Source organism: Anoxybacillus sp. B2M1, from assembly GCF_001634265.1.
Taxonomy (GTDB): Bacteria; Bacillota; Bacilli; order Bacillales; family Anoxybacillaceae; genus Anoxybacteroides; species Anoxybacteroides rupiense.
Genome location: NZ_CP015435.1, coordinates 706,277 through 732,442, shown reverse-complemented (window position 1 = coordinate 732,442; position 26,166 = coordinate 706,277). Strand labels below are relative to the sequence as shown.

The window sequence follows — 26,166 nt, the reverse complement described above, 5'->3', positions numbered from 1 at the left end:
AACCTCGCCATGTTTTTAAAAGCAACGCAGAAAGCTTCTTTTAGGCTAGTGTGAAAAACTCTTCGCTAACGGAATCCGGATGAACTTATCATCGTGATGACCGGGAACCCCTCTGCCGTCCGTGTTATTCGTGACAAAATATAAATCATCCTTCCATATAAACACATCACGTACCCGGCCCACATGATTCACGATTTGCTTATATGTTTTCGTTTCAAGATTGAACGCCAAAACTCCTTCGCCACGCAGTTGGGCAGCGTATAAAATCCCACGGTTATAAGCGAGTCCAGATGGCGCCCAAGTATGATCTCCAGAATGCAATAACGGCTTGATCATTCCTTCCTGTTTCTCGTCTCCCTGAATAAAAGGCCAGCCATAGTTGCCCCCAGGTTGGATCGTATTGATCTCATCATGCGCGCTGGAGCCGTGTTCAGAGCTATACAGCTGACCGTTCTCATCCCAAACCAGACCTTGGGGGTTGCGATGCCCATAGCTATAAACAAATGAGTCAGAAAAAGGATTGTCTTTTGGTATCGTCCCATCCAAATGCATCCGCAGAATTTTTCCTCCAAGCGACCATAAATCCTGCGCCAGCATTGGATCGGTTGCATCTCCAGTGGCAATATATAACTTGCGATCTGGTCCGATTTTGATTCTACCGCCATGGTGAAAATTGCCGCTTGGGATGCGATCTAACAACACTCGCTCTTCTGTCCATCCGTCACTCCTTTCACGCAGTTCCACTACCCGATTAAATTGTCCGTGTTCATCCTCGTATGTGTAATATAAAAAAGCATAGTTCTTTTTCTCTGGGTGGAGGGCAAAACCTAATACTCCTGCTTCAGCTGCCGTCGCAAGCCTTTTATCCAATTGAAGATTTTGTCTTACCTTCTGCTTGCCTGTTATTTTGACAATGGAACCTGTCCGTTCTGAAATATAAAAGGAGGTGCCGTCCCATTCTATCGCCCATGGCGCGCTTAAATCTTGCGCAATGATGCTTTCGTGTTCAACAGGATGGGAGTCATTTTGCTCGTTATCTTCCGATTGATTTGAACAACTTGCTAGAAAAATCATGATACAGGTGATGCTTGCTAAGCGTTTCTTCATTCGCTTTCTCCCCCATCATTCAATAGTTTTCGTTTTTGTCAATCTTCCTTCGTCGCTATGTTGATCATCATCACTTCATCATGTCGCTTATTTTTATCACGATCCATTTTTTACCCACGGACAGTTGATACAGCAAAAGGAGGGACAAAAATTTTATTGAACGACTTTTTCTCTTTTATGTGATGTGGAGAGTCATATAGTATTTATTTAGAGAAGTTTGTTTTCTATTTTTCATTCGGCAAAAATATGAAAATCCCTTTTGGCGGATGTTTTCGCTTTTTAATCCCCCTTTTTCTATCAATTCAAAAATTGATTATTTAGTTGACAAATGGCCACTGATGATTGATAATAGAGATACAGAACGTATATTCGTATATTTTCTCCTATTGTTTTTACACGTTTGCTAAAGGAGAAAATTGGAAAAGGGTTCAAACCAATAGAAATCAAGCATGTTTTTTCGTCATGAAAATGGGGCGGTTTGATATGCGGCATTCCTCTTAAAGGAACAAGCCGATGATGCGATTAACAGCAGCCATCCTCACTCGTTTACGCCGGCCATATTTTTAAGCAAGCAAACATTTGAACAGTGGCACAGGGAAGAAAAATTCTCATGCTGCTTGCTCCATCTCCATTCAGCCAACAGTTGGAGTGTCATGGCAGCTAAATCTTGCAAAGCCTTAACAGTTTGAAAATAAATACAAGTAGAGAGGTTATGTTATGTCCGTAACACATACAAATCCATCTATGGCTTCGCTATTGCGTAATCGCTTTATTCAAACGATTATGACAGCAGGAGTGCTTATCCAAATCGGCATTTGGATTCGCAACTTTGCGATTTTATTGTTTGTTACCGAAAAAACGAATGGCAACGCACTTGCTGTTTCACTTATTTCAGTGGCTGAATTTGCACCCATTTTTATCTTTTCATTTATCGGCGGAACGTTTGCCGACCGCTGGCGGCCTAAACGCACAATGATCTGGTGTGATCTCTTAAGTGCCCTATCAATTTTTGCCATCCTTCTTGCACTTTTATTTAGCACATGGAAAGCAGTGTTTCTCGCAACCTTTGTTTCTGCCATTTTATCGCAGTTTTCTCAGCCTTCGGGAATGAAATTATTTAAAGTGCACGTTCACGAAGCACAGATGCAAGCAGGCATGTCGCTATTCCAAACCATGATGGCCGTCTTTGTTGTGATTGGCCCTGTATTAGGAACATTTGTATTTCAACAATTTGGAATTTATATTTCCATGGCGATCGTCGGTCTCGCTTTTTTATTCTCTGCTCTTGTGCTAACCCTGCTGCCGCCGGATCGAATCGAAAAAGCTGATTCTTCTGTCCCCCTTTGGAATGAAATGAAGCAAGGCTTTCGCTATGTATGGTCGCGTAAAGTGCTTGTGATTCTTGGCGGAGGATTTATTGCCGCTGGATTCGGGATGGGATTAATCCAGCCTTTGTCTATCTTTCTTGTGACTGAGCGGCTTGGGATGGAAGAAAGCTATTTGCAATGGCTGTTCGCCGCACACGGGGCCGCTATGATGATCGGTGGAGGTTTAGCTATGGCATTTTCCCATCGAGTGGCGCCGCATATTTTACTCATGATGGGAATGGGCAGTATGGCCATAGGGATTTTTGTGATCGGCTGGTCCACTCTGTTTTGGCTCACTCTATTGGCAGAGTTTTCTATTGGTTTGTTTATGCCAGCTTTTCATATCGGCATGAACACCATTATTATGAATCAAACGGATGCAGCGTTCGTAGGCCGTGTCAACGGCATATTGACACCGATGTTCATGGGAGCGATGGTCATTACAATGAGCTTGTCTGGTCTCTTGAAGGAACAGCTATCTCTATTTCTTATTTATCAGATTTCCGCCGCGCTGTTTTTCATTGGGATGATCATCATGCTTCCGATGTTTCGAATGCTTCATCCTGCTAAAGCTAAATCATGACAGCTCACAAAGCCCAGCCGTTTGGGCGGCATGAGGCAGCCTGAAACAAAAAGCTGTTTGAGCGTATGAATCAAGTCATACGTTCAACAGCTTTTTTGCCTCCTTTAAAAACAGAAACTTTCATTCATTAGCATTATGAACCTCTCCTGCCTTCATTCCGTTTAGAGGGGGAGCTTCTCGGTAGATGTGTTAAAAATCAACCTCCATTGATAAGAAGCGACATTTTCGTTTTCACTGTCACCATGCCAATGCGGCCGTGAACCGTGAAAATATATTATACAAATCCTTCATGGTAAATAGCCGCACCAACCAATCGCTTGTTCATCGCGTATCTTCTCCTCGACTATTCGTATCAAATGATTCTTTTCTCATCATTCGTTTCTTTTGTTTAGTCCAATATACCATAGCAAGAAATAGCCCTGTTAGCACAAAGCCGAGTCCTCCCAATAAACCAAGCATTCGATTACTCACGGCTTCTAATATGATTCCAGCTGTGAACATGGATATTCCGATGAAGGTGTTTGACACGGTTACCAGCCATCCAAATACGAAGCCTTGCTGGCCAACAGGTGTTTCTTGCATAACGATGGAATCCATACATGTATTGCAAATACCAGATGCAAAAGAGATGAAAATATAAAGCAGACAAGCGATCCATGCTAAGTAGACGTGGCTTAAAACCATAAGACCTATCCCTTCTATTATAAGTGCGGCCAGCCCAATGAATAAAAGATGCTGAGTGATTCGCTGGGAAATCATAAAGCTTAACATTAATCCCACTCCAAGAGCCCCGTAAAACAGACCGACTCCTATATCGCCAAGATGAAACTCTTGAATGGCATAGATGCTAATGAGAACATTATCAATGCCATTAAACAGCGGCACAATCAGTTCAAACAAGCAGACAATATACAAAGCGGCAGAAGCTATTACTAACTTTTTGATTGTTTGGATCGAGTGAAAGATGCCTGTTCTTTTTTCTTTATCTGGCTCTCTCTTTCGATGGACGAATGGAATGGAAGCGATCATAAAAGCCGCAAGCAAAAATGAAAGCCCGTTCAGCCAAAATGTCAAATCCGTTCCAAAATAAAAAGCCACGATTCCCCCGGACAATGATCCTCCGATTAAAACAATGCCAAGCATAACTTGCTCTAAACTGTTAATTTTGATGATATGATCTTTTTTGACAAGCAACGGAATCCACGATTTTCGCGCAGGAGCGTAAATGGATTCTCCTGCGGCTAGCATAAACGTACTCATGTAAATCAGCCAAATATCATCTGCGCTATTGGCAAATGCCAACGAAATCGCAAAAATGATTCTAGATAGATCGGTTATAATTAGGATGTTTTTTCGTGAAAACTGATCGGCCAGCTTTCCTCCTAAAGGACCGAATAATAAAAAAGGAAAAACACGAATGGCTAAAACAGCACCAACAGCCCACCCGGAGCCCGTTAATTCTAAAAGTAACGATAACAGCGCCACTTGACTAAAGCGATCGCCGATTCCATTCACAATTCCCGCTCCAAATAGCCGCAGATAATGCTTTTCTTGTTGCAAAAGATGAGCTATGCTTCCCATCCAATTCCCCTCTCTAATTTGATATATATCTAATTAGATGAGCAAAAAATAATAAATGATGGATATCGTCGTTGTTTGCTCATCATTTTTTTACTGATTGATTTTTCCATCATCTGATGAAAATGCGGAAGCGTTATTATCTTTTCTTTTAATTCGATATACATCTAATTAGATATTAATCTAATTTGTTAATTCAAGCAAGCCTCACCAATAAAAATTTTCCTCTTTATATGTATAGATGCGATATCAAGCTTACTAATTGATTGGCTTTGCATGGCAAAGAAAAAGAGAAGGCTTACTTCTCCTCCGTTATTGCCGTGTCATTTTTAATTCTTGAATGAGTTGGGCGGTTTGCTGATACAGGCTTAATGGATATCGGTACCATTTTAACTCGGACGGAACACTAATTTGCAGGGAAAGCGCAGATACGTCAAGCAAGTCAGGCATCCGCCCGGAAGCTCCTGAATGATTTTGCTTCTCCATTGCTTGATGGAGCTGATTTCCCATGTATTCCCCCAGCATTTTTAATTGCATGGTCCATTGCTCTCGTTCATCTGCTGACATCGTTCCCATTTTGGTCCAGTCGTGGAACGGAGGAAGAATGTCGGAAATATACAGATAGCCTGTTGTCAACAGCGAAAGGAGATGCTTATATTGCTTTAATGACTGCTGTTTATTTTTTGAGAAAATGTTTAATTTAAGGCTTTTCTCTGCTTTTTGTAAATCCTTCTGCACTTGATGCAGCTCCTGCAGCAGGTCGGCTACATCTTTTTTTAACGCTTGTCCCTCAAGAGGATCACAGTGACCATGGACCCAATCAGCACTTCTCTTAAATAGCTGGATAAGATGAAAACCAAATTGATTTAAGGTTTGTCCGGCTTCTTTCATATAGCTCGGTGGAAAAAGCAACATGTGAATGAAAATAGCGGTAAATGCTCCGACGATGGTATCTCTCACCCGATCCGAGGCATAACTGGCTGTTTGATGAGCAAAGACAAACACTAACAAAATGGTCAAGGCCACTTGATGAATGATGGTTTTATGTACTCTTAGTATGACGGGAAGCAGCATCCCTCCAAGCAACAAGCAGCCAATCGTCCATCCACTTACCTCCAAACGACTGACAATAAAGACCGTCACAGCCACGCCAAAAACAGTGCCAATCATTCTGTAAAAAGCATAGGCAGCTGAATGCCAAACGGTTTCCTGCATAGAAAGAATGACGGTTAACGGTGCTAAGTAAGGATGTTTGGAGCCCAGCAGCTTCGCTACCTCCCATGATACGCCAGCTGCCAATGCAATTTTGACGATAAGCATGATTCCTTTTATTAGATCGCGCTGTTGTCTGCTTTTGTTGTTTTTCATAACAATCCCCTTATCCCAACTGGCTTCCTTGCTTTCGATTTGTATCGTTATTATGAACGGGAACGAATAAATTATGACAACCAAACGATTTTAGATCCCCTAAACCGTAAAAAAGGATTGAAGGCTGCTTTCCTTCAATCCCAATAAGAAGTTTATTGTTTAGAAAAGGGCATCTATTGCGTACTGTCCAGGTCCAATTAAGGCAACTCCTATCGCAACAGCGAGCAGAACAAAATTGTATTCAAAACCATTTTGTGTAACCCAAAACCCATTCGCTTGATGGACTTTCACAATGGCCACAAGCATCGTAAGCGCGAGAAGCAATCCTGCGATCCAAGTGAATAAGCCGGCAGCAAATAAAGCTCCGCCAATAAACTCGGCTAATCCAGCCAACAAGGCCATCGTCACCCCCGGTTTCATGCCTATAGACTCAAACCAGCTTCCTGTTCCCTTGATCCCATAACCGCCAAACCATCCAAATAATTTTTGTGCACCATGTCCCATAAATGTTAAACCAACCACCAATCGAATAATCAATAAACCTACATCCATCATTTTTCTGTCCCTCCCTAAGATGTTTTATAAATAGTTAACAAATTCAGATACCGGTTTACGGTATCCTCTTGGCCTTCTGCTTTGAATTTTTTCTTTCCCTACTGTAATCATCAGCACAGGCTCATATGGATCTGAAATATTTAACGTTTGCTTCAGTTCGTTAGGATCAAAGCCGATCATTGGGCAAGTGTCCCATCCTTTGCTCTTAGCAGCGAGCATAAACAGCATGGCTGATAACGACGCGTTTCGAATCGCTTCATCCCGCTGAAAGACTTCGCCCCTGTTTTCATAAAAAGAAACAGTATCCCCTACCATTTGCTCGAATTCATGCTTATTTAAAATTCCCAGTGCTAAAAGCCCTTCATAAATGTGAGCTGCTTCCCGATAAGCCTTTTTGTCTCCTAAGACTACAATGACGGCAGACGCTGTCGACACTTTGTGTTGTCCGTAAGCAGCTTTTTTTACTTTCTCTTTTAAGTCAGGATGAAGAACCACCAAATAGCGAGTATGCTGTAGATTAAAAGCTGATGGCGCGAGCTTTACTAACTCGAAGATCTCATTTAGCTCTTTTTCGCTAATCGGATGATTTTCAAGAAAATTATGAGCGGAACGACGTTCTTTGACTAATTGTGTGAAAGGTTCCATTTCGATTCCTCCAGTTTTTATACTTAATTCAAATATTGTTAATTCGAGACACTTTCTTACTTGCCCTTCACCTAACAAAACGGCTGGCTTATAGGAGGATCTGCCGGTACTGTGCTAAGATCTTTTTTCTTTCTATAAATTATGTGTGACAGGCAAGTCCTAAAACCAAATCCATATTGAATGCTCTTAAAGATTTTTGAAATATCTCGAATTAATTTATTTTTAATTCAAGATAAATATACTACGCTTTTTTTCATTTTGTCAATTTTTTTCATATCGTGCTGAAACTTAACACTTTAAGTTTTTACATCTTTAATTGTTCATCGACAGATGATTCATTCTATCTTCCTTCACATACATGAACAGCCGGCGCTTATTTTTCCGGATTAACCGTATAAAAAAGGGAAATGGAGACACATTAACAACAGAGATGGTTTTTCTTGAAAGGAGATGATCTAATCATGCTGAAATATGCAAAACTAATCATGACCTTGGCACTTGCCATTCCTCTTTTGTTTGGATGTGCCGCTAATAATTATGACAATGAAGCAAGAAATAACGATAACCGCGTACAAAATGTCCGGTATAATCCGCCTGACCGCAACCGTCCGACGAATCAAGAAACAAGAATGGAAGTCGCCCAAACAGCAGCTGACCGCGTTGCGGACTTGAAAGAAGTAAGCGATGCAAATGTGATTGTCGCTAATCGTACAGCGTATGTCGCGGTTATACTCAGCAATCATCTAAAAGGCAAAATGACAAAGGATGTTGAGCGAAAAATTGCGAATACAGTGAAACAGACAGATCCAAAAATCGATAATGTGTTTGTTTCAACAAATCCTGATTTTGTCGAACGCATGGCTGATTATTCACAAAAATTGCAGCAAGGGAGACCGGTCTCCGGACTTTTCGAGGAATTTAGCGAAATGGTCAGACGCGTCTTTCCAACAGCGCGCTAATCAAACGAGCAGTCAAGATTAAATGGAAAAAGTAGCACAAGAATAATCGATCATAGTAAGAAAGCTCAATCAGTCTGAGTCTTATTTGGCTGATTGAGCTTTTTCCTTGTTTAACTTTAGTCCGTTTTTTCTTTTTCTAATCGATCTTCGAATGATGCTTTTATGCAAAATGGTTCGTATGCTTAACATCCCTCCTGGCAGACTGAAACAAGGGCGAATTTTAGGTTTTACATAAACATAAAAAGGAAAACCAGCCTCATTATACCGTGATTCAGGTTACGATACCTCCTTCATTACAAAAAATAGAAACCATTTTCTTCTGTCTGATAGTCATTTTCAACATAAAAACTTAATTCCCTTTCTCCTCTAAGATGCAAAACGGTGTTCTTTCCGTTATACTTAATCAAGTAATCTGTTGATGGATGGAAAGGAGAATAGCATTGAAATCTCTCGTTCTTGCTGAAAAGCCGAGCGTCGCCCGTGAAATTGCCCGTGTGCTTGGCTGCAAACAGCCTCATAAGCACTACTTTGAAGGAAGCAAATATATTGTCACATGGGCGCTTGGCCATTTAATTGAATTAAAAATGCCGGAGCATTACGATCCGAAATATAAAACATGGAGACTCGAGGATTTGCCGATTATTCCACAGAAAATGGGATTAACTATTATTAAACAAACAAGTCCGCAATTTAGGGCGATTGCCCATTTGGCTAAACGCCCAGATATTAAGGATTGCATCATTGCTACAGATGCAGGACGCGAAGGCGAACTTGTCGCCAGATGGATTTTGCAAAAAATCCATTGGCAAAAGCCGCTCTGGCGCTTATGGATTTCTTCGCAAACAGACAAAGCGATTAGAGATGGATTCAAACAGCTAAAACCAGGAGCACAATTTGACTCTTTATATCAATCGGCTGTTTGTCGCGCAGAAGCGGATTGGTTGATCGGTTTAAATGTCACAAGAGCGTTAACGACAAAGTATAATGAACCTCTGTCGGCCGGACGCGTTCAAACCCCGACGCTCGCCATGATTATAGAGCGTGAAAAAGAAATTCAACACTTTGTCCCTAAGCCGTATTGGACCATTCATGCCCGCATCGGCCCGTTTTCAGCGGTTTGGGAGAAGAATGGCGAAAAGCGAATTTTTTCAAAAGAAGCGGCCCATCAGCTATATCAAAAGCTGCAAATACACCAAGCATCCGTTATTTCTATAGAACGAAAGAAAAAAACAGAACCACAGCCGCTTCCCTATGATTTAACTGAGCTGCAGCGCGAGGCCAACAAACGGTTTGGATTTTCCGCAAAGAAAACATTAAATATCTTGCAGCGGCTCTATGAGCATCATAAGCTTGTCACCTATCCGCGTACAGACTCCCGCTATTTAACACCAGATATGGAAGCAACGATGCTTGAGCGGCTGAAAGCGATGGCAGGAAGCTATAAGGAAGAAGTTGGTCCGCTTCTGGCCAAAAAAAGCAAGGTCATCGCCAGACGGGTGTTTAATCAAGAAAAAGTAACGGACCATCATGCTATTATTCCAACGGAAGAGCCGCTCCATCTGATGAAGCTCTCTGACGAAGAGCGAAAACTATATGATTTAATTGCTCGCCGTTTTTTGGCGCTATTTTATCCTGCTTATGAATATGAAACGATTCATGTTGTTTTTGATGCCGGAGGCGAGCAGCTAGCGGCTCGCGAAACAGCAATCGTGGATATCGGTTTTCGCAAAGTGCTAGGAAAAAGCGACAATGAGCCATCCCGGCCACATTTGCCGATCATAAGAAAAGGACAAGTGTTGACATTGAATGAGCTAGAACTTAAAGAAGCACTTACAGAGCCGCCCCTTCGTTATTCAGAAGCTGATATTTTATCACACATGGAAAAATACGGCCTTGGTACACCTGCCACAAGAGCCGATATTATTGAGCGCCTTCTCGAAACGGAAGCAGTGGAACGAAAAAATAGCCGCTTATATCCGACAAAAAAAGGAAAACAGCTAATCGAACTCGTTAATCAAGAGCTGAGATCACCTGAACTAACAGCGCGCTGGGAACGGGAGCTGGAAGCCATCGCTCGCGGAAAAGGAAATGCGAAAGCCTTTTTGCAAAACATCCGCCGGCAAACAGAACAGCTTGTCTCTGAGATTAAACAAAGCAAGCAAACCTACCGGGCGCACAATTTGACCGGCTCAATGTGCCCAGAGTGTGGCTCGTTTTTAAAGGAACGGACAACGAAAGAAGGCAAAGTGCTCATCTGTTCTAACACGGAGTGCCGCTATCGCAAGCATAAAAAGGAAGCGAAGCTGTCGAAACGGCGCTGCCCGCAATGTCAAAAACGAATGGAAATCCATGAAGGAAAAGCGGGCGTTTATTTTCAATGCCGCCGTTGCAACATGGTCGAAAAAGCCGAGGAAAAGAAAAGCACAGCGATTAACCGCCAAGACCGGGCGTTGTTGAAAAAGTATAGCGCGGAAAACGACGCATTTGGCACAAGTTTAGGAGAATTGCTTAAACAAGCATTAGACAAAAAGGAAAGCTAACATAAGACTAGAAACGGGCGCCTCTTTTCTTTTTACGAAAGAGGCGCCCGTTTTTTAGACACTCTCTCCTTACGATCTTTTTTCTTTGTGAAACTGCTTGATGACCATCCGCTCCCACCACTTCCACGGAAGTCGGTTTTTCAGCGCTATCGTTAGTTTCACCCCTCTGCCAACCGGATATCGTAAATCTGGGGCTGGGGACTTTGCTACCTCGACAATCTTTCGAATGACTTCGTCTGGAGGAGGTGCCGTCTCTGCAACGCGATTGACGTATTTTAAAACGGCGTTCATCTCCTTGGCATAAGCGGAATGAGGAGAGATCGTTACTCTTCCTAGCGATTTTGACCAAATATCCGTTTTGTAAGAGCCAGGTTCGATTAACACGACATAAACTCCGTATGGCAACATTTCCAAACGAAGCGACTCGCTAAACCCTTCTACGGCAAATTTTGATGCTACATAAGGGCCCATCGAAGGGAACCCGATTCGTCCGCTAATGCTGCTGATATTGACGATCTTGCCATTTCGCCGCTCTCTCATCGATGGCAACACCGCCTTTGTGACAGCGACTAGTCCAAAAAAGTTCGTTTGGAATTGCTGCTGCCATTCCTCTATATCAAGCTCTTCTGTAAAGCCGCCTGCGGCGAAGCCTGCGTTGTTTACTAATACATCAATCTGTCCATAACGGTTGATTACGTCTTGAATGACCATTTCCACAGCGGAAAAGTCGGTGACATCCAATGAAATAACCTCTAACCGATCGATGACCCCAGCTTCTTGAGCGGCCGTTTCTAGTCCTCCTTTATTCTGAACGTTTCGCATCGAAGCCACTACCTGATAACCTTCACGAGCAAGCGCCAGGCTTGTCCGTAATCCAAAGCCGCTTGATGCCCCCGTCACAAACGCAACGGGAGATTTATGTAAATTTTGATTCATACAATCATCCCCTCCTGACGTTTTGTTTCTTCTTCCGTCATATTCCTGATTAATGTGTTAAACGTGCCTATATTCAATTGGATAAGGATAGCGGTCATTCCTGCTTTCCTCACTTTTGTTATGGTTGCAGAAATAAACCTCCTTCCCTGAGGGGGCAGACTTCTCGGCCGATCATGTTAAAAACCCCCATCATGAACGGATGGAGGCTACTTTCTTTTCGGTCCTGTTTTCTCTTGCCATTACGACTAACATGGCGCCGCTTAGTACAATCAGCCCACCAATGATTTGCATCATGGACATTGTTTCATGCAAAAATACCATAGATAGGAGAAACGTAATGACTGGCTCAATCATGCTTAGAATCGATGCTTTGGTTGGCCCGATCATATTCATTCCGGCAAAAAATGTAAGCATAGCGAGAATGCTAGAGAAGAAAGAGGTTCCGATGACGGGAAGCCAGCCGATATGATCAAAATGAAAATGAAGCGTTTGCGTCAATGTGCCCCATATAAAAAAGGACATCGCCGCAAATAACGCAATATAGGCGCTAGTCGTAATCGGCTGTACTTGTGCCGTCACTTTGCTCCCCATAATAATATAGATCGAATAAATCACCGCTGCTCCGATCGCCAGTCCTACACCAGCTGGTTGAATGTCCCCCGCCGGAGCCCCTAACACCATTATCATCCCTATTAAAGAAATACCTATCGCGGTGATGATTCGCATGGTTAGCTTCTCTTTATTGATGAAAAATGAAAGAATAGCAACAAAGATCGGATTTAAGTAAAGCAATAAAGCCGCTAGTGAGGACGGGATGTACTTCACTGCATTAAAATAAAAAGTAGATTGCATAGTATAACAAATGCCGCCTAGCAAAAACAGATAAAAAAGATGGGACCATGACACTTTCCAATGCTTTTCTTTGATAAGTAAATACATAAAAAAGAAAAGTGCAGCAAACGCAAAACGCAAAAACAGCAAAGTTGTGACTGTTACACCGCTATCGTACGCATATAACGCAAAGATGGGAATGAAGGCAAATCCCGTTGCTGATAAAAATACGAGCACATATCCTTTCCACATATTGCTTGCACCTCGAATCATTAAAATCTAGAACGAAATGCGGCGATCCTTTAAAACCTCTTCCCCATCTTTACTTTTTTTGGGTGAACGGGTTATCGCAAAATCATATAGCATCCTAGATACAATTATAATCACTTTGAAATCTTAAACAATCTAATTTTCCGTACACGATTCATTTTTTCGCTTGAAGGAGACGCGGTCCATTTATCCTGTTGCTATCTTTCAGAACGATGAACCTGTTCGTTTTCTTTTTCAACAAAGATAGTTCCTTCATGAAGATGTTGAAGATCGTTGATCGTTCGCTTTTCCAGCTTCATTTTTGCAAAATAAATCGCTTGATGATGTGCCGTATTCTCTCCAAATCACTCGTATCTAGAAAAAGGAGCCATTCGGCCTCGCAAAAACTTTCGGATCCCCATGTATACTAGACGCCCTTCAATCATTCAAGCGTTTGGACGAATCATGTGCGAAAAATACTTATCTCCTTCCTTTTCACTTCTTCTTTTGGATCTTTTCCAGACAATGTTGTCTCATTCATAGAACAGAATATGAAGCTAGGCTGATAACGTTCTTGCTAGCGTCGTTTTTCCGCTGATGATATGGATTTTTTGAGAGATTCTTTCGCAATCACCCCAAATTGAGTTTTAAGTAAAAAAACACTCCATAAGCCGTTTTTAGGGACTCGTCAAAAAAATTTTTCCTTTGTTAAACGGTGTGGCTTCGACCGCGCGGATCGCTTCCTTTATATCGCCTAATGAATAATAGGCAGCAGGCGTCATCAACTGTAGCTTCTTTTCATGGATAAGTTCGAGCAAATGGTCAAAAGTTTCTTGCCAAGCTTGTACAGACACTTGTTGATTCCAGTGGCGAAGATGAAACAGTTTTATATGAACTTTCGCCTTTTCTGACACTTTCATCCAATTGACAGGAGTTCCTGATAAAAGGCCAATTGTTAGTAACACTCCTTCAGGACGAACGCAAAAGGCTAGCTCAGTCCCGTCCGCTCCGCCGATGGAATCAACAGCCGCAGTCGCACCCAATCCATTCGTAAGTTCCATAACAGTCCGATATAACAAGGTATTTGATGTATTAATCACATAGGAAGCGCCAAGGTCAAGCAGTTCTTTTGTGTGATGATCGTTTCTTGTCACGGCGATTAGGCGAAATCCGAGAATTTTTGAAAGCTGGGCAAAAATTCGGCCAATCGAGGAACCGCAAGCATTGACTAATAAAATCTCATTTGGTCGCAGCTTTAATACTTCGGTGCAAATAACCCACGCGGTAACCGGGTTGATATATAGTTGTGCAGCAGTAACATCATTGATAGAATGAGGGATTACAACCGCAAATTCCGCCGATGTTTTGACAAACTCCTGCCACGTACCTTCCCCCCGCAAAGGAAGGACACGCTTGCCAACCCAATCTCGTGAAACCAAAGGGCCGACATCTTCAACAATTCCTACTCCTTCATATCCGGGAATCGCAGGTAAGGAAATGCGGTGGGAGTAAACTCCTTGGATTGGCAGCAGATCAGAAGGATTGATCGGGCGTGCTTTCATACGAACAAGCACTTCTCCGTTTTTAGGTCGATGAATAGGTTTATTTTCCAATTTCAATACATTTTCAGGGTTTCCGAATTCATCAAACCGGATACATCTTGCTTGCAAATGCTCCCCTCCTTTTTCTAGTAGAAATAATCAGACGTTATTTTCAGTATATAATAGAGAATTGTTCAAGACTATCTATAAAGCTGGGGCATCGTGTTACAGAAAAAGGTCGTTCTTGGTGAAAATCACTGCCACCATGAACAACCTTTCGAAGCAAATGAAAAAGGGGAAAGATAGCTGATCAGCGGTTATTTTAATGGATATGCGTCCAATGCTTGTTTTCTTACTTTCGCTTTTTCAGCAAACGTTTGGTCAAGGTCGTAGCCATAAATAGCATTCTCCCAGTCGCCGTACATCGGATTCGGGAGAACAATAAATTTGCGGCCGAACTCTTCACGGAAGCGATCCACGTTAGCATTGCGCTCTTCTAATGGCTTTTGGTCAAACTCTTTTGTAAAATCGCTTAAATTATCTCCAAACAATGCTACAATTTCGTAGGTTTGCTGGATTTTTTGCCGGCGAGGTTCTTTGCTATTTTCTTTGGCGCGAAACAGCATATGGTCCGCTGTTGCTTGTGGAAATCCTTTTTCCTTCAAGTTTTTAATCGTTGCCTTTACCTCGTTTTCATCGCGGTTGGATACGTAGAAAATATCGATTCCTTTCGAATCAACGTATGTAAGGAATTCAACAGCACCTGGAAGAGCGTCTGCTTGTGCTTGCATCACCCATTTATGCCAGTCGGTAAAGTTCGGCACTCCTTTTTGAATAATATAAGCTTCATAGGGGCTATTATGTGAACTACTCACCACTTAGCTAAAGCTTGAAGTGGGAGCTTCTCAGTTCCACGACGAAAGCCGCCTTTCGTCTCCCTGAGCGTGACTTCGGGTCGTTCCAACCCTAGATGTCCGACAATTCGGAGTTCTTTTGTACCTTGGATATTTTACGCATGGAAGGATCAGCTTGGTTTTCGCATTTTATTTTCTCCATGCAACCTCCTATATCCAGTTATGAAAGAACGACATAGGTTTATTTTACCACAGGGTCAGACAATTGAACAGGCAAAAGCCTGTCCTTGTCCGAAGTCGATTCATCTCCCACTTTCATCAAGCTTCGCAAGATTTAGAAGTGGGAGACTTCTCGACTGAAGAATGTTAAAATGGTTTCATCAATGTCGAGCACGATGGCCAGTTTCTTCCTTGAATGACTATTGCGCTGCTGTTTAAGAGCGTCGTCAACCACCATTTTCCCCAGGTTGTATGCTTGATAATAAAGTGCTTGCATCTCTCCTGATTTCTGATACCAAAGGGTAGCCATCAGCATATGTTCGTTGTTGGATGTGGATGGCACCGTTTTTTCTACTGACTGCGGCGCTATGGCCGTCTCGGCGTTCACTGCAAAGACGGAAAAAGAAAAAATGTTAGCAGCAATCAGACCGCTTAATGTGCTGCTCCATTTGTTCATGCTGTTTACCTCCTAAGCTGCCTTGTGTTTTGAAGCATGTCCTCTTGTATTTTTTACACTTTTTTGCTGATCATGCATCTTTCTTTTTCAACCGCATCGCACCATCAGCTTTTATCATAGCTGGAATGAAGTGTCTCTGCTTTGTGGTGAATAGAAACCCATGGCCGCTTATTTTCCCAACGAACGCTGATGTCTAGCTGAAAGGCTTCAGATAAATGTTGATCGATCAGCACCTCCTCTTTTTTTCCCGAAGCAATGATTTTCCCTTCCTTTAATACTAAAACATGTGTCATTTCTTCAATAATCTCCTCGATATAGTGAGTGACATAGAGAATATGGCAGCGTTGACTAGCGATAATCTCTTTAATAGACCATAGCAATTCCTCCCGCGTTAAAATGTCTAATCCAACGGAAGGCTCGTCTAATATGAGCAGCTTAGGCTGGGCCATTAAGGCTCTGGCAATCAGCGTCTTCCGCTTTTCTCCCTGCGATAATGTATCATATGCTTTTCCTTGCAGGTGGTTCATTCGAAACATATGCATCAGCTGTTCTGCCTGCTTCCTATCTTCATCCGTCGTTTTTTCATATAAACCAATGCTGGCGAATTTGCCGCTGATAATAATATCCTCTACTGATTCAGAGGCAAGCGTTGATTGAAAAGCGTCTAAAGCGCTGCTCACAAAACCGATTTGCTTTCGAAGATTCGGCAAATTCGTTTTGCCAAATACATTTCCTAAAACCGTTACCTCTCCTTTTGTTGGATATTGATAGCCTGTCACAATATTCAATAAAGAGGTTTTTCCTGAACCGTTCAAACCTAAAATAACCCAATGCTCTTTCTCGTTAACTTCCCAGTTCAGCTCTTTCAAAATGACCCGATTTCCTTTAATCAGTGATACATTGTTCATCTGGATAATTGCTTCCATTCTATTGTACACCTCTATTCTAAAATCTTTCCACACCGCAAAACATGCCAACATCGCGACATTTACAAGCCCATCGCTCTAAACATGTATCGGGTTCATAGGGAACGGTGCTGTAAGTTGTATGAATGTTCTTTTGATAACAGCAGTCCGAACAACTCAATTAAAAAATTCTGAATATTACATTTTATTATAATTCTTTTTCTATTTTTTTGTAAATGATCGTTTGGAAAATGAACAGAGCAGCATCCGATAAGGAAAGAGATAGATGTTTTTCGAAGGTTCAAGGTAGGTTATAGACTTCTCTTCATCACGTAACCATCGAAAAATAGGAAGAAATCAAAATGCTTATAGAAATGTGGTCCGATGATTTGACCACAGTTAAAAAATAAAAGCATCCTAATCATTCATGATGAAGATTAAGATGCTTTTTTTCCATTACGAAAAGATACGGCTTTAGGAATGTCGATGATCCATTTAATAAATGAAACTGTGATTAGAGTTGAATTGCAACCCTTCCTGAATGTAAACCTTGCGTCTATATAGCGATTAATGGATCGTTGGACGAAAAGCTGATTGTAATTTTTCTTGAGCCATTAAGACAAGACGTTTTGTAATTTCTCCTCCGACAGAGCCATTTGCTCGAGAGCTTGTATCAGGACCAAGCTCGACACCAAACTCACGAGCGATTTCGTATTTCATTTGTTCAATCGCAGCCGCAGCATGAGGAATTAAAATCTCATTTGATTGGCTGCTTCTTCCGTGTTGTTGTGACATTGGCAATATCATCATCTCCTTTAATAGTTTGTTATTAATATTTATTAAAAAAAGTGTTTTATTCATCATTAATTCAGGTAATTTATGGAATGATAAAAATTGCCAATCAAACATTCAACAAAAGCAGCACGCATGCTACATAAAGAAATTAGGTTCGTTCTTCTATTCGAGGTTTGGCCGGATCGCAATGCGGACTTTCTAAGTCAGCGGATTCAGCCAGTTTCATTAAATAATAACACTCTTCGCGAAACATATGATCCGCCATAAGCGCGGTGAACGTGCCAAGAGCTTGGGCGCTAAGTTCAAGCTCCTCTAATTCTTGAAGAAATTGCTGGAACAGTTTAATCTCTAATGCGGCATCCGAATTCATCTTTTTTAATGCAGGAAAGCTAGATAAATTCGTACGCAAATATCCGGTAAGTTCAACCGCTTTTAAATAAAAAGCTTCAAAGTTCTTTTGATATTTTTTGCTTTTCTTCTTTAATGACTTTTCGACGTCATCTAAATTAGAAGATATGATACCGGCATGCCCCGCAGCGTCTAACAGCCAAATTAAATGATGGTGAAGCTCATGAGAAACAGGCGGCATTTGATTAGCTTTAAAATAACTCAATAGTCGCAAATATTCCTCCAGCTCATTCACCATATGATTAAGAAAGGTTGGTGAAAGATGTATTTTGATTTGTCCCAATAAATGCTTTCTGATCAGATGTAGCTTAAATTCGCGCAGTCGCAGCGCTTCCGCTTCTGCCGCTAAAGTTAATTGAGACCAATTTTCCGAATCCGTTTTGCCAAGAAGACGGTCAAATGCTTGGATAAACTGGTAGGCAGTCGCAATATCCTCTTTTTCTACTGGAGCCAAAGCCTCATAAATAAATCGGGCATGATCACCTAAAACCTGAAGCCAAAATCGATGTTCAAATCTCGCTTTCTCTTCCAGCGTACTGCTCATGAATGCCCTCTCCTTCTAAAAAAATCGAAACCACTTCAATATGTATTCCCAAATAGCATGGCCTATGCCCCAATCTGTTCATACAAGGAGAGATTCTAATTTTTTCTTTATTTCAGCTCTTTCACCATAAATACTTGCTGGACGATAGTCTGAAACCCAATTTCCTTTAAAATGGAATAGGTTTGTTTGGATTGATTGACAGGCAGATTGGGAATGATCGTAACGACCGAATCGTCAGCGAAGGCGAGCACTTGACCAATCATAAAACGAATGAGATCTTCTGCATCGTTTCTCTCAGGATGAGCCTCACATTGAAATAAGATCGTTTTTTCATGTTTTCCATGTCCATGAAAACTTCTGCGATAATAAGCATATCCGATGGGAAGTCCTTGTTCGTCTTTTACGATGATCGCCTCCCCATCTTTTGCGCTTTGCCATTGTGTTTGCCAAGGGTTTAATCCTTTATAAAAGGACAAATCGCTCACCTGTTGCGGAATAGTCTTTTCCACTAGATAAGGATAGGAAGCTGACTGTGCATGTAGATAAGCTCCCTTCCATTCCAAATGCTCCAGCTCATCGACCATTTGATATCCCATTTGTTCATAAAGAGAAATCGCTCTTTGATTGGCACGGATCGCCTCTAATGTGGCTAGCTGGACACCTTCTTCTTGATAGATAGAAAGAGCAGCTTCCATCATCGCTTTTCCAATGCCTTTTTTTCTAAATGCAGACGCCACCCCCGTTCCGCCATTCCAAGCAATTTTCATTCCATTGAACAGACGAATGCCATTTTTGATGATGCCAATTGGCTTCTCATCCTGAAAAGCAATGATTGATAGCGTTGGAGATAATCCTTCAAGTACGAGCCTCTCTAAAAATCGTTCAACGGTCATCGTAGCATCAAAATAGTATCCTTCAAAACCCGTATTCCAAGCCGTGACTGCTTCCTCTAACGTGCATTGTGATAATCGTTTAATATGTAGCATACATCTGTCTCCTCTCTGCTTTCTTCTCAATTATTCAATGTTTTGTGGCTTCTGTCACTCTGTTCAGCGAAGAAGAAAGGGCAATTGCTGCTGTCTGAGACCGTATTGGGTTTTGCCTCTTCTTTTATGATATGAACCGCCATGGAACCGAGATGAGCATTTTTTGCTTATGGATACAGATTGAACGAATAATGTCTGGAAAAAAGCATGGATGGAAAACTTTTGAAAATCGCCCTTTTTTCACCTATCCGCCTTCCATCCATAAGCTCTTTCCGTTCTATTCATTAAAAGCAATAAATAACATGATCATTTTTAATCAAATTTTTCTTCATTCTATATGTATTTTTACACATGAATGTAACTCCACAAATAGTATACGCTATTTAGACAGGAAAAAGTTTTTCAATCAATCTATAAAAAACCCGCTCTGTCTAGAGACGGGTTTCAAAAGTGCGCTCTTGTTCGATTTTATGAATCAGCTCATCGAGCCATTCGATGACTTGAGCAGAGGCTTTCTCCAATCGGCGTAAACTTGCTTCTGCTTGTTCGAGGCGTCCTTGGGCATAAAATTCTGCTGCCTCCTTTGCCGCGATATGAACACGCTGATGAGGCTCATCCAGCTGATCGAAGGCCGGGACTCCCTTTAATTGGGCTTGTATTTCGGGATCAAAATACCATTTTCCAAGACGACAGTGGCGATGAGAGGCCACATCTTCGGCACGAATATGCTCAAAGCCGATCATCATATTATAAATTCGCCATTTCCAAAGAAGGTGATCTGTTTTGGCCAAATAAAGAAGCGCTTTTGAAGAAAGATGAACACCACTATCTTGAACGAGCTGCAAGCGAAATTGGTCAATGGCTTTACTTAACTGATGCACCGTTTTTCCTGTTGTTTGGCCAATTTCACGCACAGATTCTGTTAGCGAAGCAATCGAGGACATACGTTGAGCAATTTCATCGACAGCCGCCGATTGCTCCTCAGCAACAGCTGCATTCGTACTGGTGTGATCTTGAATGTCATTCATTGCCTGCGTGATTTCATTTAACAATGGCATCGCTTCCTGAGCTTGTGTAACAGCTTGGCGAATAACAGAAGAGGTGGAATGAATAGCTGAAGAGACTTCAGCCGAAATATTTCGCAGCTCTCCTACGTTTTTGTGCACTTCGCTAAGCGACTGAACGGTGTGATCCGCTAGTTTACGGATCTCTTCAGCTACAACGGCAAACCCTCTGCCATGTTCTCCAGCACGCGCCGCCTCAATGGAGGCATTCAGCGCTAAAAGGTTGGTTTGGTCCGCGATGCCGTTGACAAGCTGCATCACTTTTTCAATAGCACTCAAATGCTGCTGTAAATGCTCAAAGCGCTCTACCATGTTGTTAAACATTTCATCTGTTTCGATGATTTCGTTAAATGCAGAAGTCATCATGTGCTGGCCCTTTTCCGCTCGTTCAACCGATGAGGTAGTTTTTTCAGCAATCGCCATCGCTGCATTAGCCACTTCGGAAACGGATGTGTTCATTTCTTCTGTTGCAGCTGTTACCATTTGGACATCTGCATTTTGTTCATCAAGAGAGTGCAGTAAATCTTTAATAAACATAATTTCTGCGTTTTTCTCCATTAATTGGGCCGTGCCGTCGGCAATTTGCTCAAGCATCGCTTCCGTGTAGGCTTCAACCAGCACTTCCAGTTCGATATTAAAAGCACGCTGTAGCGATCTCATTAGTGTTAAATATCGTTTAGGAGACCCCCCTTTTTTTGACAACAGAAGGGTGCCCATATAAAAGTTAAATTGATTAAAAGCGACGATCAATTTGCCAATATTCACTTTTTTTCTGCGCAGCAAATGGAAAAAGGACAAAATTTCATTGACATATGCCCGATTGCGCTCCATCGTAAAAAATGTATGGACGTACTGCGTAATGCGAGCTTGAGTAATGGATTGCGCTGCTTTTGCATGAATTTGTTGGAGCATTTCATAAAAAAACTGCACAAGTTCATCCTGATGAGAAGCGAGTAGTTGATAAACGTCCTGCAATTGACGGAAATCTTCCTTAGTAAAATGATTAAATGATAGTGTGTCAGCAAAACGACCTTCAAAAGAATAGTCTGTTCCTTGTTCAAGGAGTTCTTGCACATTTGGTTGTAGCCATTTTAACAGCATATAATCCCCCTTCACCTTTTGTAACAATATATAAGGTACAATATAGTTCTATTATACTACAAATTTAGTTCTTTTTTCTTATTTTTTATCATTCATTTAAAAAAATATGTAACCTGTCACAAAAGTGACAGAGCGCCAAGCAACAAGCCACCTATCGACAAATCCACTTGTCGATAGGCGGTGTTATTCGTCCGACCGCCAAAATCGGGAATCATCTGCCCATTTGATGACAAATCGTGGCGCATCAAGTTGGATGTCGCTTTTTCTATCCGAATCTATATATTCATTGCGCGTAAGATCCAACTAGCGTCAAGAGCTGAAATTAGATTTCTTCAAGATTCCCATCCAAATTACCTTTGCTCACTGTTGACACTGTTTCTTTGCAATTGAACTACCCATTCAATACATTGTTGATACCATAATAATGCTTCTGACAAAGAAAGGCCCAATTCTTCCGCCAATTGTTTCGCTTTCATCAAATCATTGAGCTCAATGGCCAACACAAATTGATATAAACCAAAAAACAAGTGTTTTTCTTTGAATAGTCCATCTTTAATCGCCTCATCTACGTTTAATTCATCTAAAATATCGGCTAAAGGACGTTCAAGCAAAAGGTGCAAGGAAGAACAAATCCCCATAAAAAACAAGCTGTCTTTTTCCTCATGCATATTTAAACGAACCGCAACTTGTTCCAACATTTTTGCCCGAATTAAAGAGTTGACAATCACCTCATTTTCAAATGGATTGCTGGCTTCTTGGAACGTTAATATCGTTAGCCAGCTGCGTAAATAGCTGACACCAAGCAAAATAGCTGCATGACGAATGGATTTAATTTTAGGAGAGGAGTATAAGAAAAATGAGTTCACCACTTTTAGCAAACGATACGCAAGCGCTGGATCATTTTCAATTGTTTTGACAATTTTATCAAAATTGAACTCCGCTTGGTTCATTTGTTTTAGCAACGTTAAACGGGAAGTATTCGTTATTTTTGGTAAAGATTTTTCTTTTAAAACGACGGGTTTATTGAAGAAATATCCTTGAAAATAGGAAAATCCATGATGAGTCGCCAATTGTAATTGATCGTGCGTTTCAATTTTTTCTGCAATAAACTGAATGTTGTATTGCTTGATGATGTTTTGAATATAACGAGCTTGTTCGATATTTAAATCAAAAAAATCAATCTTAATGAAATCGATGTAAGGAAAAAGAGGACGATAATCTGCTTGAAAAACAAAATCATCCAAAGCGATGATATATCCTTTTTCTTTAAGATTTTTACATATATGAAGCAACTTCTCGGAATATGGAATAGTTTCAAGAATTTCAACGACAATCAATTTATTTGGAAAATAGAGAGGAATGTTTTTTTCTAGCAGTTTTTCCGTAAAGTTAATAAAGCAGCGCGCGCCATTTGTCAATTTTTCAATTCCAATATTCATAAAACTATTAATAAGGACGTCTATTGTGGCATGGTCTCCATCAATGGAGTCATAAAAATTTTGCTCGCCGCTTCGATATAACAATTCGTAACCAAACAATTCGTATTTTTTGTTGAGAATAGGCTGCCGTCCCACATAAATGTCCATCACTGATCCCCCATTAACATCATAATGATATAACAATATAAAGTTCGCCATGAGACATATTTGATCTCTACAGATCAAATATGTCGATAGTCTAAGAAAAATCTATTGACATTTCTTGATTTCCCCGCTTTTCTGCCACAGTAGGCAAAGCTGGTTGCTCTTAGCATACGCTTTTTTTTTAAGTAAAATAATTAGATCGTCAATAGTGGTATTTACAGATAGATGAATGAAGCTCATTTTATATGATGATGATTTTACAACAGCCAAGTGCCAGAATTGAGGCATGATCTTACTTACATGTGGACAAATGTTGAGGCATTCATCTAGTTGTGCACCATGCTTAACTAGCACCACAGGTTCATAATATAGTCCTATTTTACCATATATCTGTACAAAACACATAAATTTTTACAAAAAATAACCATAGATTGCAGGCAGATGATATCTTTCCATAAAAACTTAAAAAGATTGCTTCATCACGGGGAACTGAGGCTCACTGCTTCCGGCTCAATCGAATGCTTTTCATTGTATGATGGGGGTGTTGATGATCCAATAACACCCCATTGACATGGCTTGATTCCTCGCCTTTCTGACGTAGTCGGCAAACCATTCACTTCGTTTAGACGTGGGAGACTTCTCGATGGATGGTTAAATGATGTAGTGATCGCTACGCCTCCTAGAGAATTAAAAACCCCCTCTCTTTTTATTAGAGATGGGGGCGGGCTGTTCATTGCCGTTGGATTTGTATCTACAAGTGTCTTATACGGGAACGGTATTGCTGAATGTATGATTGATTATGTTCAAATCCACCTTCCACATTTCCGCTCACAAAAACCGGTGGGATGATGCCTAAATGAAGCAGCTCTTCGATAACTTCTGCAATGAGCATATTTAAGATAAACGCTCCCACCACAGTAGAACTTGGGGCTATGTTGACTTTTAACTGTGGAATCGCAATCAGCGCATCGCCATAGGGGACATGGGTGTCAATCATAATATGCGCCAATTCATACAGTTTTTGGCCTGAAGAATGGCGGGAAGGTACTTGCGAATAAGCAGACGATGTAATGGCGATGACCTTTAGTCCTTTTTTTACTGCTTCCATCGCCATTTCTATTGGTACAGCATTCACTCCAGAATGGGAAACGATAATCATCACTTCATTAGGCTGGGGCTGATAACGTTCCAGGATCATCGAAGCATAGCCTTCCGTTTTTTCAAGCATCGAGCTTTTAACAGCCCCTTCATGAAGCATGAGACTTGTTTCGAATATGGGATTAACCGGAACAAGCCCTCCAGCACGATAAAAAATCTCCTCTGCCAGCATGTGAGAATGGCCGCAACCAAAAATATGCACAAGTCCTCCTTCTTTAATGGAATGAGCAATAAGCCGCGCTGCTTTCTCCACCTCTTTCCATTGAGTTTCTTCTACAAGCTGAAGCTGTTCTTTGATGCGTTGTGCATATCTTTTGCCAAGCATATTCCCATCTCCCATCTTTACGGTACTTTCCGAACATAACGGACCATTCTTTTGCAGCAATGGTCCGTTCGCTTTCTCTATCCCTGCTTTTTCATTTCATTCGCAATAAACTCTACATCGGTGCCAATGACGACTTGAAGATCGGTTTGATTGAGACGGATGACCCCTTTAGCCCCAAGTTGTTTTAACTGGTTATCTTGTACCTTTGACATATCCTTTACTTTTAGACGCAAGCGCGTCACACAATGATCAATCGTTGTTAAATTCTCTTTTCCGCCAAGCGCTTCCATATATTTCTCTGCTAATGCCTCATATTTGGTGGTTGCGGAGGTGGTTGGTTCATCATGGAATGCTAAATTTTCTTCATCGTCGTCTTCACGTCCTGGTGTTTTTAAATCAAGCTTTTTGATAAGAAAATAGAAGACGATAAAATAAACTCCGCCATAGATCATTCCTTGTAGTAGCAATAAGAGCGGTTTTTGCGCAATTCCCCAGTTTAAGAAAAAGTCGATCGCGCCAGCTGAAAAACCAAAACCGTGATGGATGCCAAGCATCGTTGCAATCGCGAGCGAAAGGCCTGTCAACACAGCGTGAACAACATAAAGCAGCGGAGATAAAAACATAAATAAAAATTCAATAGGTTCCGTCACACCTGTTAAAAAGGAAGTAAACGCAACTCCAAGCAACGCGCCTGCTACCATTTTGCGGCGTTCTTTTTTGGCGGTAGCGATCATAGCCAGCGCTGCCGCCGGAAGACCAAACATCATCACCGGGAAAAACCCGGCCATAAAAATTCCTGCGCTTGGATCCCCCGCAAAAAAGCGATTAAGATCGCCCGTTTTTCCAGCAAATTCTCCAAACACAAACCATACTAAACTATTTAAGACGTGATGTAAACCAACTGGGATTAATAGACGGTTTAAAAAGCCGAAAATACCGACTCCAACCGCACCGAGACCAACAATCCATTCGCCGACCGCATTAATGCCGTCTTGGATCGGCGGCCAAACATAGCCAGCAACAAGCGCTGCGATTAGCATTGTCAGCGAAGTGATAATCGGCACAAACCGTTTGCCGCCGAAAAAACCAAGCCAATCCGGTAATTTGATATTATGATAGCGATTATACAGCAAACCGGCCGCAATTCCGGAAATAAACCCGCCTAACACGGACATATCAATGTCCTTGTTAATGGAAACGGCTCCTTTGGTTAAGATGAAATATCCGATCGCCCCAGCTAAAGCAGCAGCACCGTTGTTATCTTTTGCTAGTCCTACTGCAACCCCGATCGCAAATAGCAAAGGCAAATTGGCGAACACAGCATTTCCTGTCTCGGCGACAAAAGGAATATCGAGTAAGTCGGGCTGACCTAAACGAAGCAGCAAGGCCGCTGCCGGCAAAACAGCGATCGGCAGCATTAACGCTTTGCCGAGCCTTTGTAAAAAACCTAACATAAGCATCCTCTCTCCTTTTCCCATCTATCATTTCATAACGTACACTTCATGAAA

General features: G+C 41.5%; 21 protein-coding genes. 3 read left to right on the top strand and 18 right to left on the bottom strand.

All coding sequences use genetic code 11. The features are described 5' to 3' along the window. Positions 1 to 45: 45 nt before the first annotated feature. Positions 46 to 1,107, bottom strand: coding sequence for a PQQ-dependent sugar dehydrogenase (locus GFC28_RS03555; protein ID WP_052660935.1), 1,062 nt, complete (start codon positions 1,105 to 1,107; stop codon positions 46 to 48). 717 nt (positions 1,108 to 1,824) lie between these two features. On the opposite strand from GFC28_RS03555, the gene GFC28_RS03550 reads away from it, so the two are divergent. Beyond that, on the top strand, positions 1,825 to 3,057 hold the full coding sequence (locus GFC28_RS03550; RefSeq protein ID WP_044742469.1) for an MFS transporter: 1,233 nt from the start codon (positions 1,825 to 1,827) through the stop codon (positions 3,055 to 3,057). A 321-nt stretch (positions 3,058 to 3,378) separates the two neighbouring features. On the opposite strand, the gene GFC28_RS03545 is transcribed toward GFC28_RS03550, so the two are convergent. The 4 genes from GFC28_RS03545 to GFC28_RS03530 all read right to left on the bottom strand — a co-directional run bounded on the left by GFC28_RS03545 (position 3,379) and on the right by GFC28_RS03530 (position 7,203). Beyond that, the gene (locus GFC28_RS03545) at positions 3,379 to 4,638 is read right to left on the bottom strand and encodes an MFS transporter (protein ID WP_044742470.1); all 1,260 of its coding nucleotides are present in this window, start codon (positions 4,636 to 4,638) and stop codon (positions 3,379 to 3,381) included. Positions 4,639 to 4,947: 309 nt separating this feature from the next. Then, the gene (locus GFC28_RS03540; protein ID WP_044742471.1) at positions 4,948 to 6,003 is read right to left on the bottom strand and encodes an FUSC family protein; all 1,056 of its coding nucleotides are present in this window, start codon (positions 6,001 to 6,003) and stop codon (positions 4,948 to 4,950) included. A 159-nt stretch (positions 6,004 to 6,162) separates the two neighbouring features. After that, a complete protein-coding gene (locus tag GFC28_RS03535; protein ID WP_044742472.1) occupies positions 6,163 to 6,558 on the bottom strand; it encodes a DoxX family protein in 396 nt (131 codons plus the stop codon). Between the two features lie 24 nt (positions 6,559 to 6,582). Further along, a complete protein-coding gene (locus tag GFC28_RS03530) occupies positions 6,583 to 7,203 on the bottom strand; it encodes a nitroreductase family protein (RefSeq protein WP_044742473.1) in 621 nt (206 codons plus the stop codon). 461 nt (positions 7,204 to 7,664) lie between these two features. On the opposite strand from GFC28_RS03530, the gene GFC28_RS03525 reads away from it, so the two are divergent. Beyond that, positions 7,665 to 8,162 carry a YhcN/YlaJ family sporulation lipoprotein gene (locus tag GFC28_RS03525; RefSeq protein ID WP_044742474.1) on the top strand — a complete coding sequence of 166 codons (498 nt, stop codon included), beginning with the start codon at positions 7,665 to 7,667 and terminating at the stop codon, positions 8,160 to 8,162. A gap of 440 nt (positions 8,163 to 8,602) precedes the next feature. After that, the gene (locus GFC28_RS03520; RefSeq protein WP_044742475.1) at positions 8,603 to 10,702 is read left to right on the top strand and encodes a DNA topoisomerase III; all 2,100 of its coding nucleotides are present in this window, start codon (positions 8,603 to 8,605) and stop codon (positions 10,700 to 10,702) included. A gap of 69 nt (positions 10,703 to 10,771) precedes the next feature. Here GFC28_RS03520 and GFC28_RS03515 read toward each other — a convergent pair whose 3' ends face one another. The 13 genes from GFC28_RS03515 to nagE all read right to left on the bottom strand — a co-directional run bounded on the left by GFC28_RS03515 (position 10,772) and on the right by nagE (position 26,112). Beyond that, positions 10,772 to 11,638, bottom strand: coding sequence for an oxidoreductase (locus tag GFC28_RS03515; RefSeq protein WP_044742476.1), 867 nt, complete (start codon positions 11,636 to 11,638; stop codon positions 10,772 to 10,774). Positions 11,639 to 11,827: 189 nt separating this feature from the next. Then, positions 11,828 to 12,721, bottom strand: coding sequence for a DMT family transporter (locus tag GFC28_RS03510; RefSeq protein WP_044742477.1), 894 nt, complete (start codon positions 12,719 to 12,721; stop codon positions 11,828 to 11,830). A gap of 674 nt (positions 12,722 to 13,395) precedes the next feature. Further along, positions 13,396 to 14,388 (bottom strand): zinc-dependent alcohol dehydrogenase family protein, encoded by a 993-nt coding sequence (locus tag GFC28_RS03505; RefSeq protein WP_044742478.1) that lies wholly within the window; start codon positions 14,386 to 14,388, stop codon positions 13,396 to 13,398. 188 nt (positions 14,389 to 14,576) lie between these two features. After that, entirely contained in the window at positions 14,577 to 15,134 is a 558-nt protein-coding gene (locus GFC28_RS03500; protein ID WP_172798636.1) for a 5'-nucleotidase, lipoprotein e(P4) family, read from the bottom strand. Between the two features lie 313 nt (positions 15,135 to 15,447). Continuing rightward, entirely contained in the window at positions 15,448 to 15,789 is a 342-nt protein-coding gene (locus tag GFC28_RS20215; RefSeq protein WP_052660938.1) for an HAD family hydrolase, read from the bottom strand. A gap of 104 nt (positions 15,790 to 15,893) precedes the next feature. Beyond that, the gene (locus tag GFC28_RS03490; protein ID WP_044742519.1) at positions 15,894 to 16,715 is read right to left on the bottom strand and encodes an ABC transporter ATP-binding protein; all 822 of its coding nucleotides are present in this window, start codon (positions 16,713 to 16,715) and stop codon (positions 15,894 to 15,896) included. A 546-nt stretch (positions 16,716 to 17,261) separates the two neighbouring features. After that, complete coding sequence (locus tag GFC28_RS03485; RefSeq protein WP_044742520.1) at positions 17,262 to 17,489, bottom strand: alpha/beta-type small acid-soluble spore protein; 228 nt, start codon at positions 17,487 to 17,489, stop codon at positions 17,262 to 17,264. A gap of 148 nt (positions 17,490 to 17,637) precedes the next feature. Continuing rightward, positions 17,638 to 18,441, bottom strand: coding sequence for a DUF2935 domain-containing protein (locus GFC28_RS03480; protein WP_044742518.1), 804 nt, complete (start codon positions 18,439 to 18,441; stop codon positions 17,638 to 17,640). Between the two features lie 107 nt (positions 18,442 to 18,548). Further along, entirely contained in the window at positions 18,549 to 19,427 is an 879-nt protein-coding gene (locus GFC28_RS03475) for a GNAT family N-acetyltransferase (protein WP_044742517.1), read from the bottom strand. Between the two features lie 431 nt (positions 19,428 to 19,858). After that, complete coding sequence (locus GFC28_RS03470; RefSeq protein WP_044742516.1) at positions 19,859 to 21,592, bottom strand: methyl-accepting chemotaxis protein; 1,734 nt, start codon at positions 21,590 to 21,592, stop codon at positions 19,859 to 19,861. 350 nt (positions 21,593 to 21,942) lie between these two features. Next, the gene (locus GFC28_RS03465) at positions 21,943 to 23,178 is read right to left on the bottom strand and encodes an EAL and HDOD domain-containing protein (RefSeq protein ID WP_044742515.1); all 1,236 of its coding nucleotides are present in this window, start codon (positions 23,176 to 23,178) and stop codon (positions 21,943 to 21,945) included. Between the two features lie 748 nt (positions 23,179 to 23,926). Then, on the bottom strand, positions 23,927 to 24,658 hold the full coding sequence (locus GFC28_RS03460; protein ID WP_044742514.1) for an SIS domain-containing protein: 732 nt from the start codon (positions 24,656 to 24,658) through the stop codon (positions 23,927 to 23,929). 77 nt (positions 24,659 to 24,735) lie between these two features. Next, positions 24,736 to 26,112 carry an N-acetylglucosamine-specific PTS transporter subunit IIBC gene (gene nagE / locus GFC28_RS03455; protein ID WP_044742513.1) on the bottom strand — a complete coding sequence of 459 codons (1,377 nt, stop codon included), beginning with the start codon at positions 26,110 to 26,112 and terminating at the stop codon, positions 24,736 to 24,738. Positions 26,113 to 26,166: the final 54 nt, after the last annotated feature.

Excerpts from the sequence above, each read along its gene's own strand:
- GFC28_RS03555 (WP_052660935.1), bottom strand. The coding sequence starts at position 1,107 with ATGAAGAAACGCTTAGCAAGCATCACCTGTATCATGATTTTTCTAGCA.
- GFC28_RS03550 (WP_044742469.1), top strand. The coding sequence starts at position 1,825 with ATGTCCGTAACACATACAAATCCATCTATGGCTTCGCTATTGCGTAAT.
- GFC28_RS03545 (WP_044742470.1), bottom strand. The coding sequence starts at position 4,638 with ATGGGAAGCATAGCTCATCTTTTGCAACAAGAAAAGCATTATCTGCGG.
- GFC28_RS03540 (WP_044742471.1), bottom strand. The coding sequence starts at position 6,003 with ATGAAAAACAACAAAAGCAGACAACAGCGCGATCTAATAAAAGGAATC.
- GFC28_RS03535 (WP_044742472.1), bottom strand. The coding sequence starts at position 6,558 with ATGATGGATGTAGGTTTATTGATTATTCGATTGGTGGTTGGTTTAACA.
- GFC28_RS03530 (WP_044742473.1), bottom strand. The coding sequence starts at position 7,203 with ATGGAACCTTTCACACAATTAGTCAAAGAACGTCGTTCCGCTCATAAT.
- GFC28_RS03525 (WP_044742474.1), top strand. The coding sequence starts at position 7,665 with ATGCTGAAATATGCAAAACTAATCATGACCTTGGCACTTGCCATTCCT.
- GFC28_RS03515 (WP_044742476.1), bottom strand. The coding sequence starts at position 11,638 with ATGAATCAAAATTTACATAAATCTCCCGTTGCGTTTGTGACGGGGGCA.
- GFC28_RS03510 (WP_044742477.1), bottom strand. The coding sequence starts at position 12,721 with ATGTGGAAAGGATATGTGCTCGTATTTTTATCAGCAACGGGATTTGCC.
- GFC28_RS20215 (WP_052660938.1), bottom strand. The coding sequence starts at position 15,789 with ATGAACAAATGGAGCAGCACATTAAGCGGTCTGATTGCTGCTAACATT.
- GFC28_RS03490 (WP_044742519.1), bottom strand. The coding sequence starts at position 16,715 with ATGGAAGCAATTATCCAGATGAACAATGTATCACTGATTAAAGGAAAT.
- GFC28_RS03485 (WP_044742520.1), bottom strand. The coding sequence starts at position 17,489 with ATGTCACAACAACACGGAAGAAGCAGCCAATCAAATGAGATTTTAATT.
- GFC28_RS03480 (WP_044742518.1), bottom strand. The coding sequence starts at position 18,441 with ATGAGCAGTACGCTGGAAGAGAAAGCGAGATTTGAACATCGATTTTGG.
- GFC28_RS03475 (WP_044742517.1), bottom strand. The coding sequence starts at position 19,427 with ATGCTACATATTAAACGATTATCACAATGCACGTTAGAGGAAGCAGTC.
- GFC28_RS03470 (WP_044742516.1), bottom strand. The coding sequence starts at position 21,592 with ATGCTGTTAAAATGGCTACAACCAAATGTGCAAGAACTCCTTGAACAA.
- GFC28_RS03465 (WP_044742515.1), bottom strand. The coding sequence starts at position 23,178 with ATGGACATTTATGTGGGACGGCAGCCTATTCTCAACAAAAAATACGAA.
- GFC28_RS03460 (WP_044742514.1), bottom strand. The coding sequence starts at position 24,658 with ATGCTTGGCAAAAGATATGCACAACGCATCAAAGAACAGCTTCAGCTT.
- nagE (WP_044742513.1), bottom strand. The coding sequence starts at position 26,112 with ATGTTAGGTTTTTTACAAAGGCTCGGCAAAGCGTTAATGCTGCCGATC.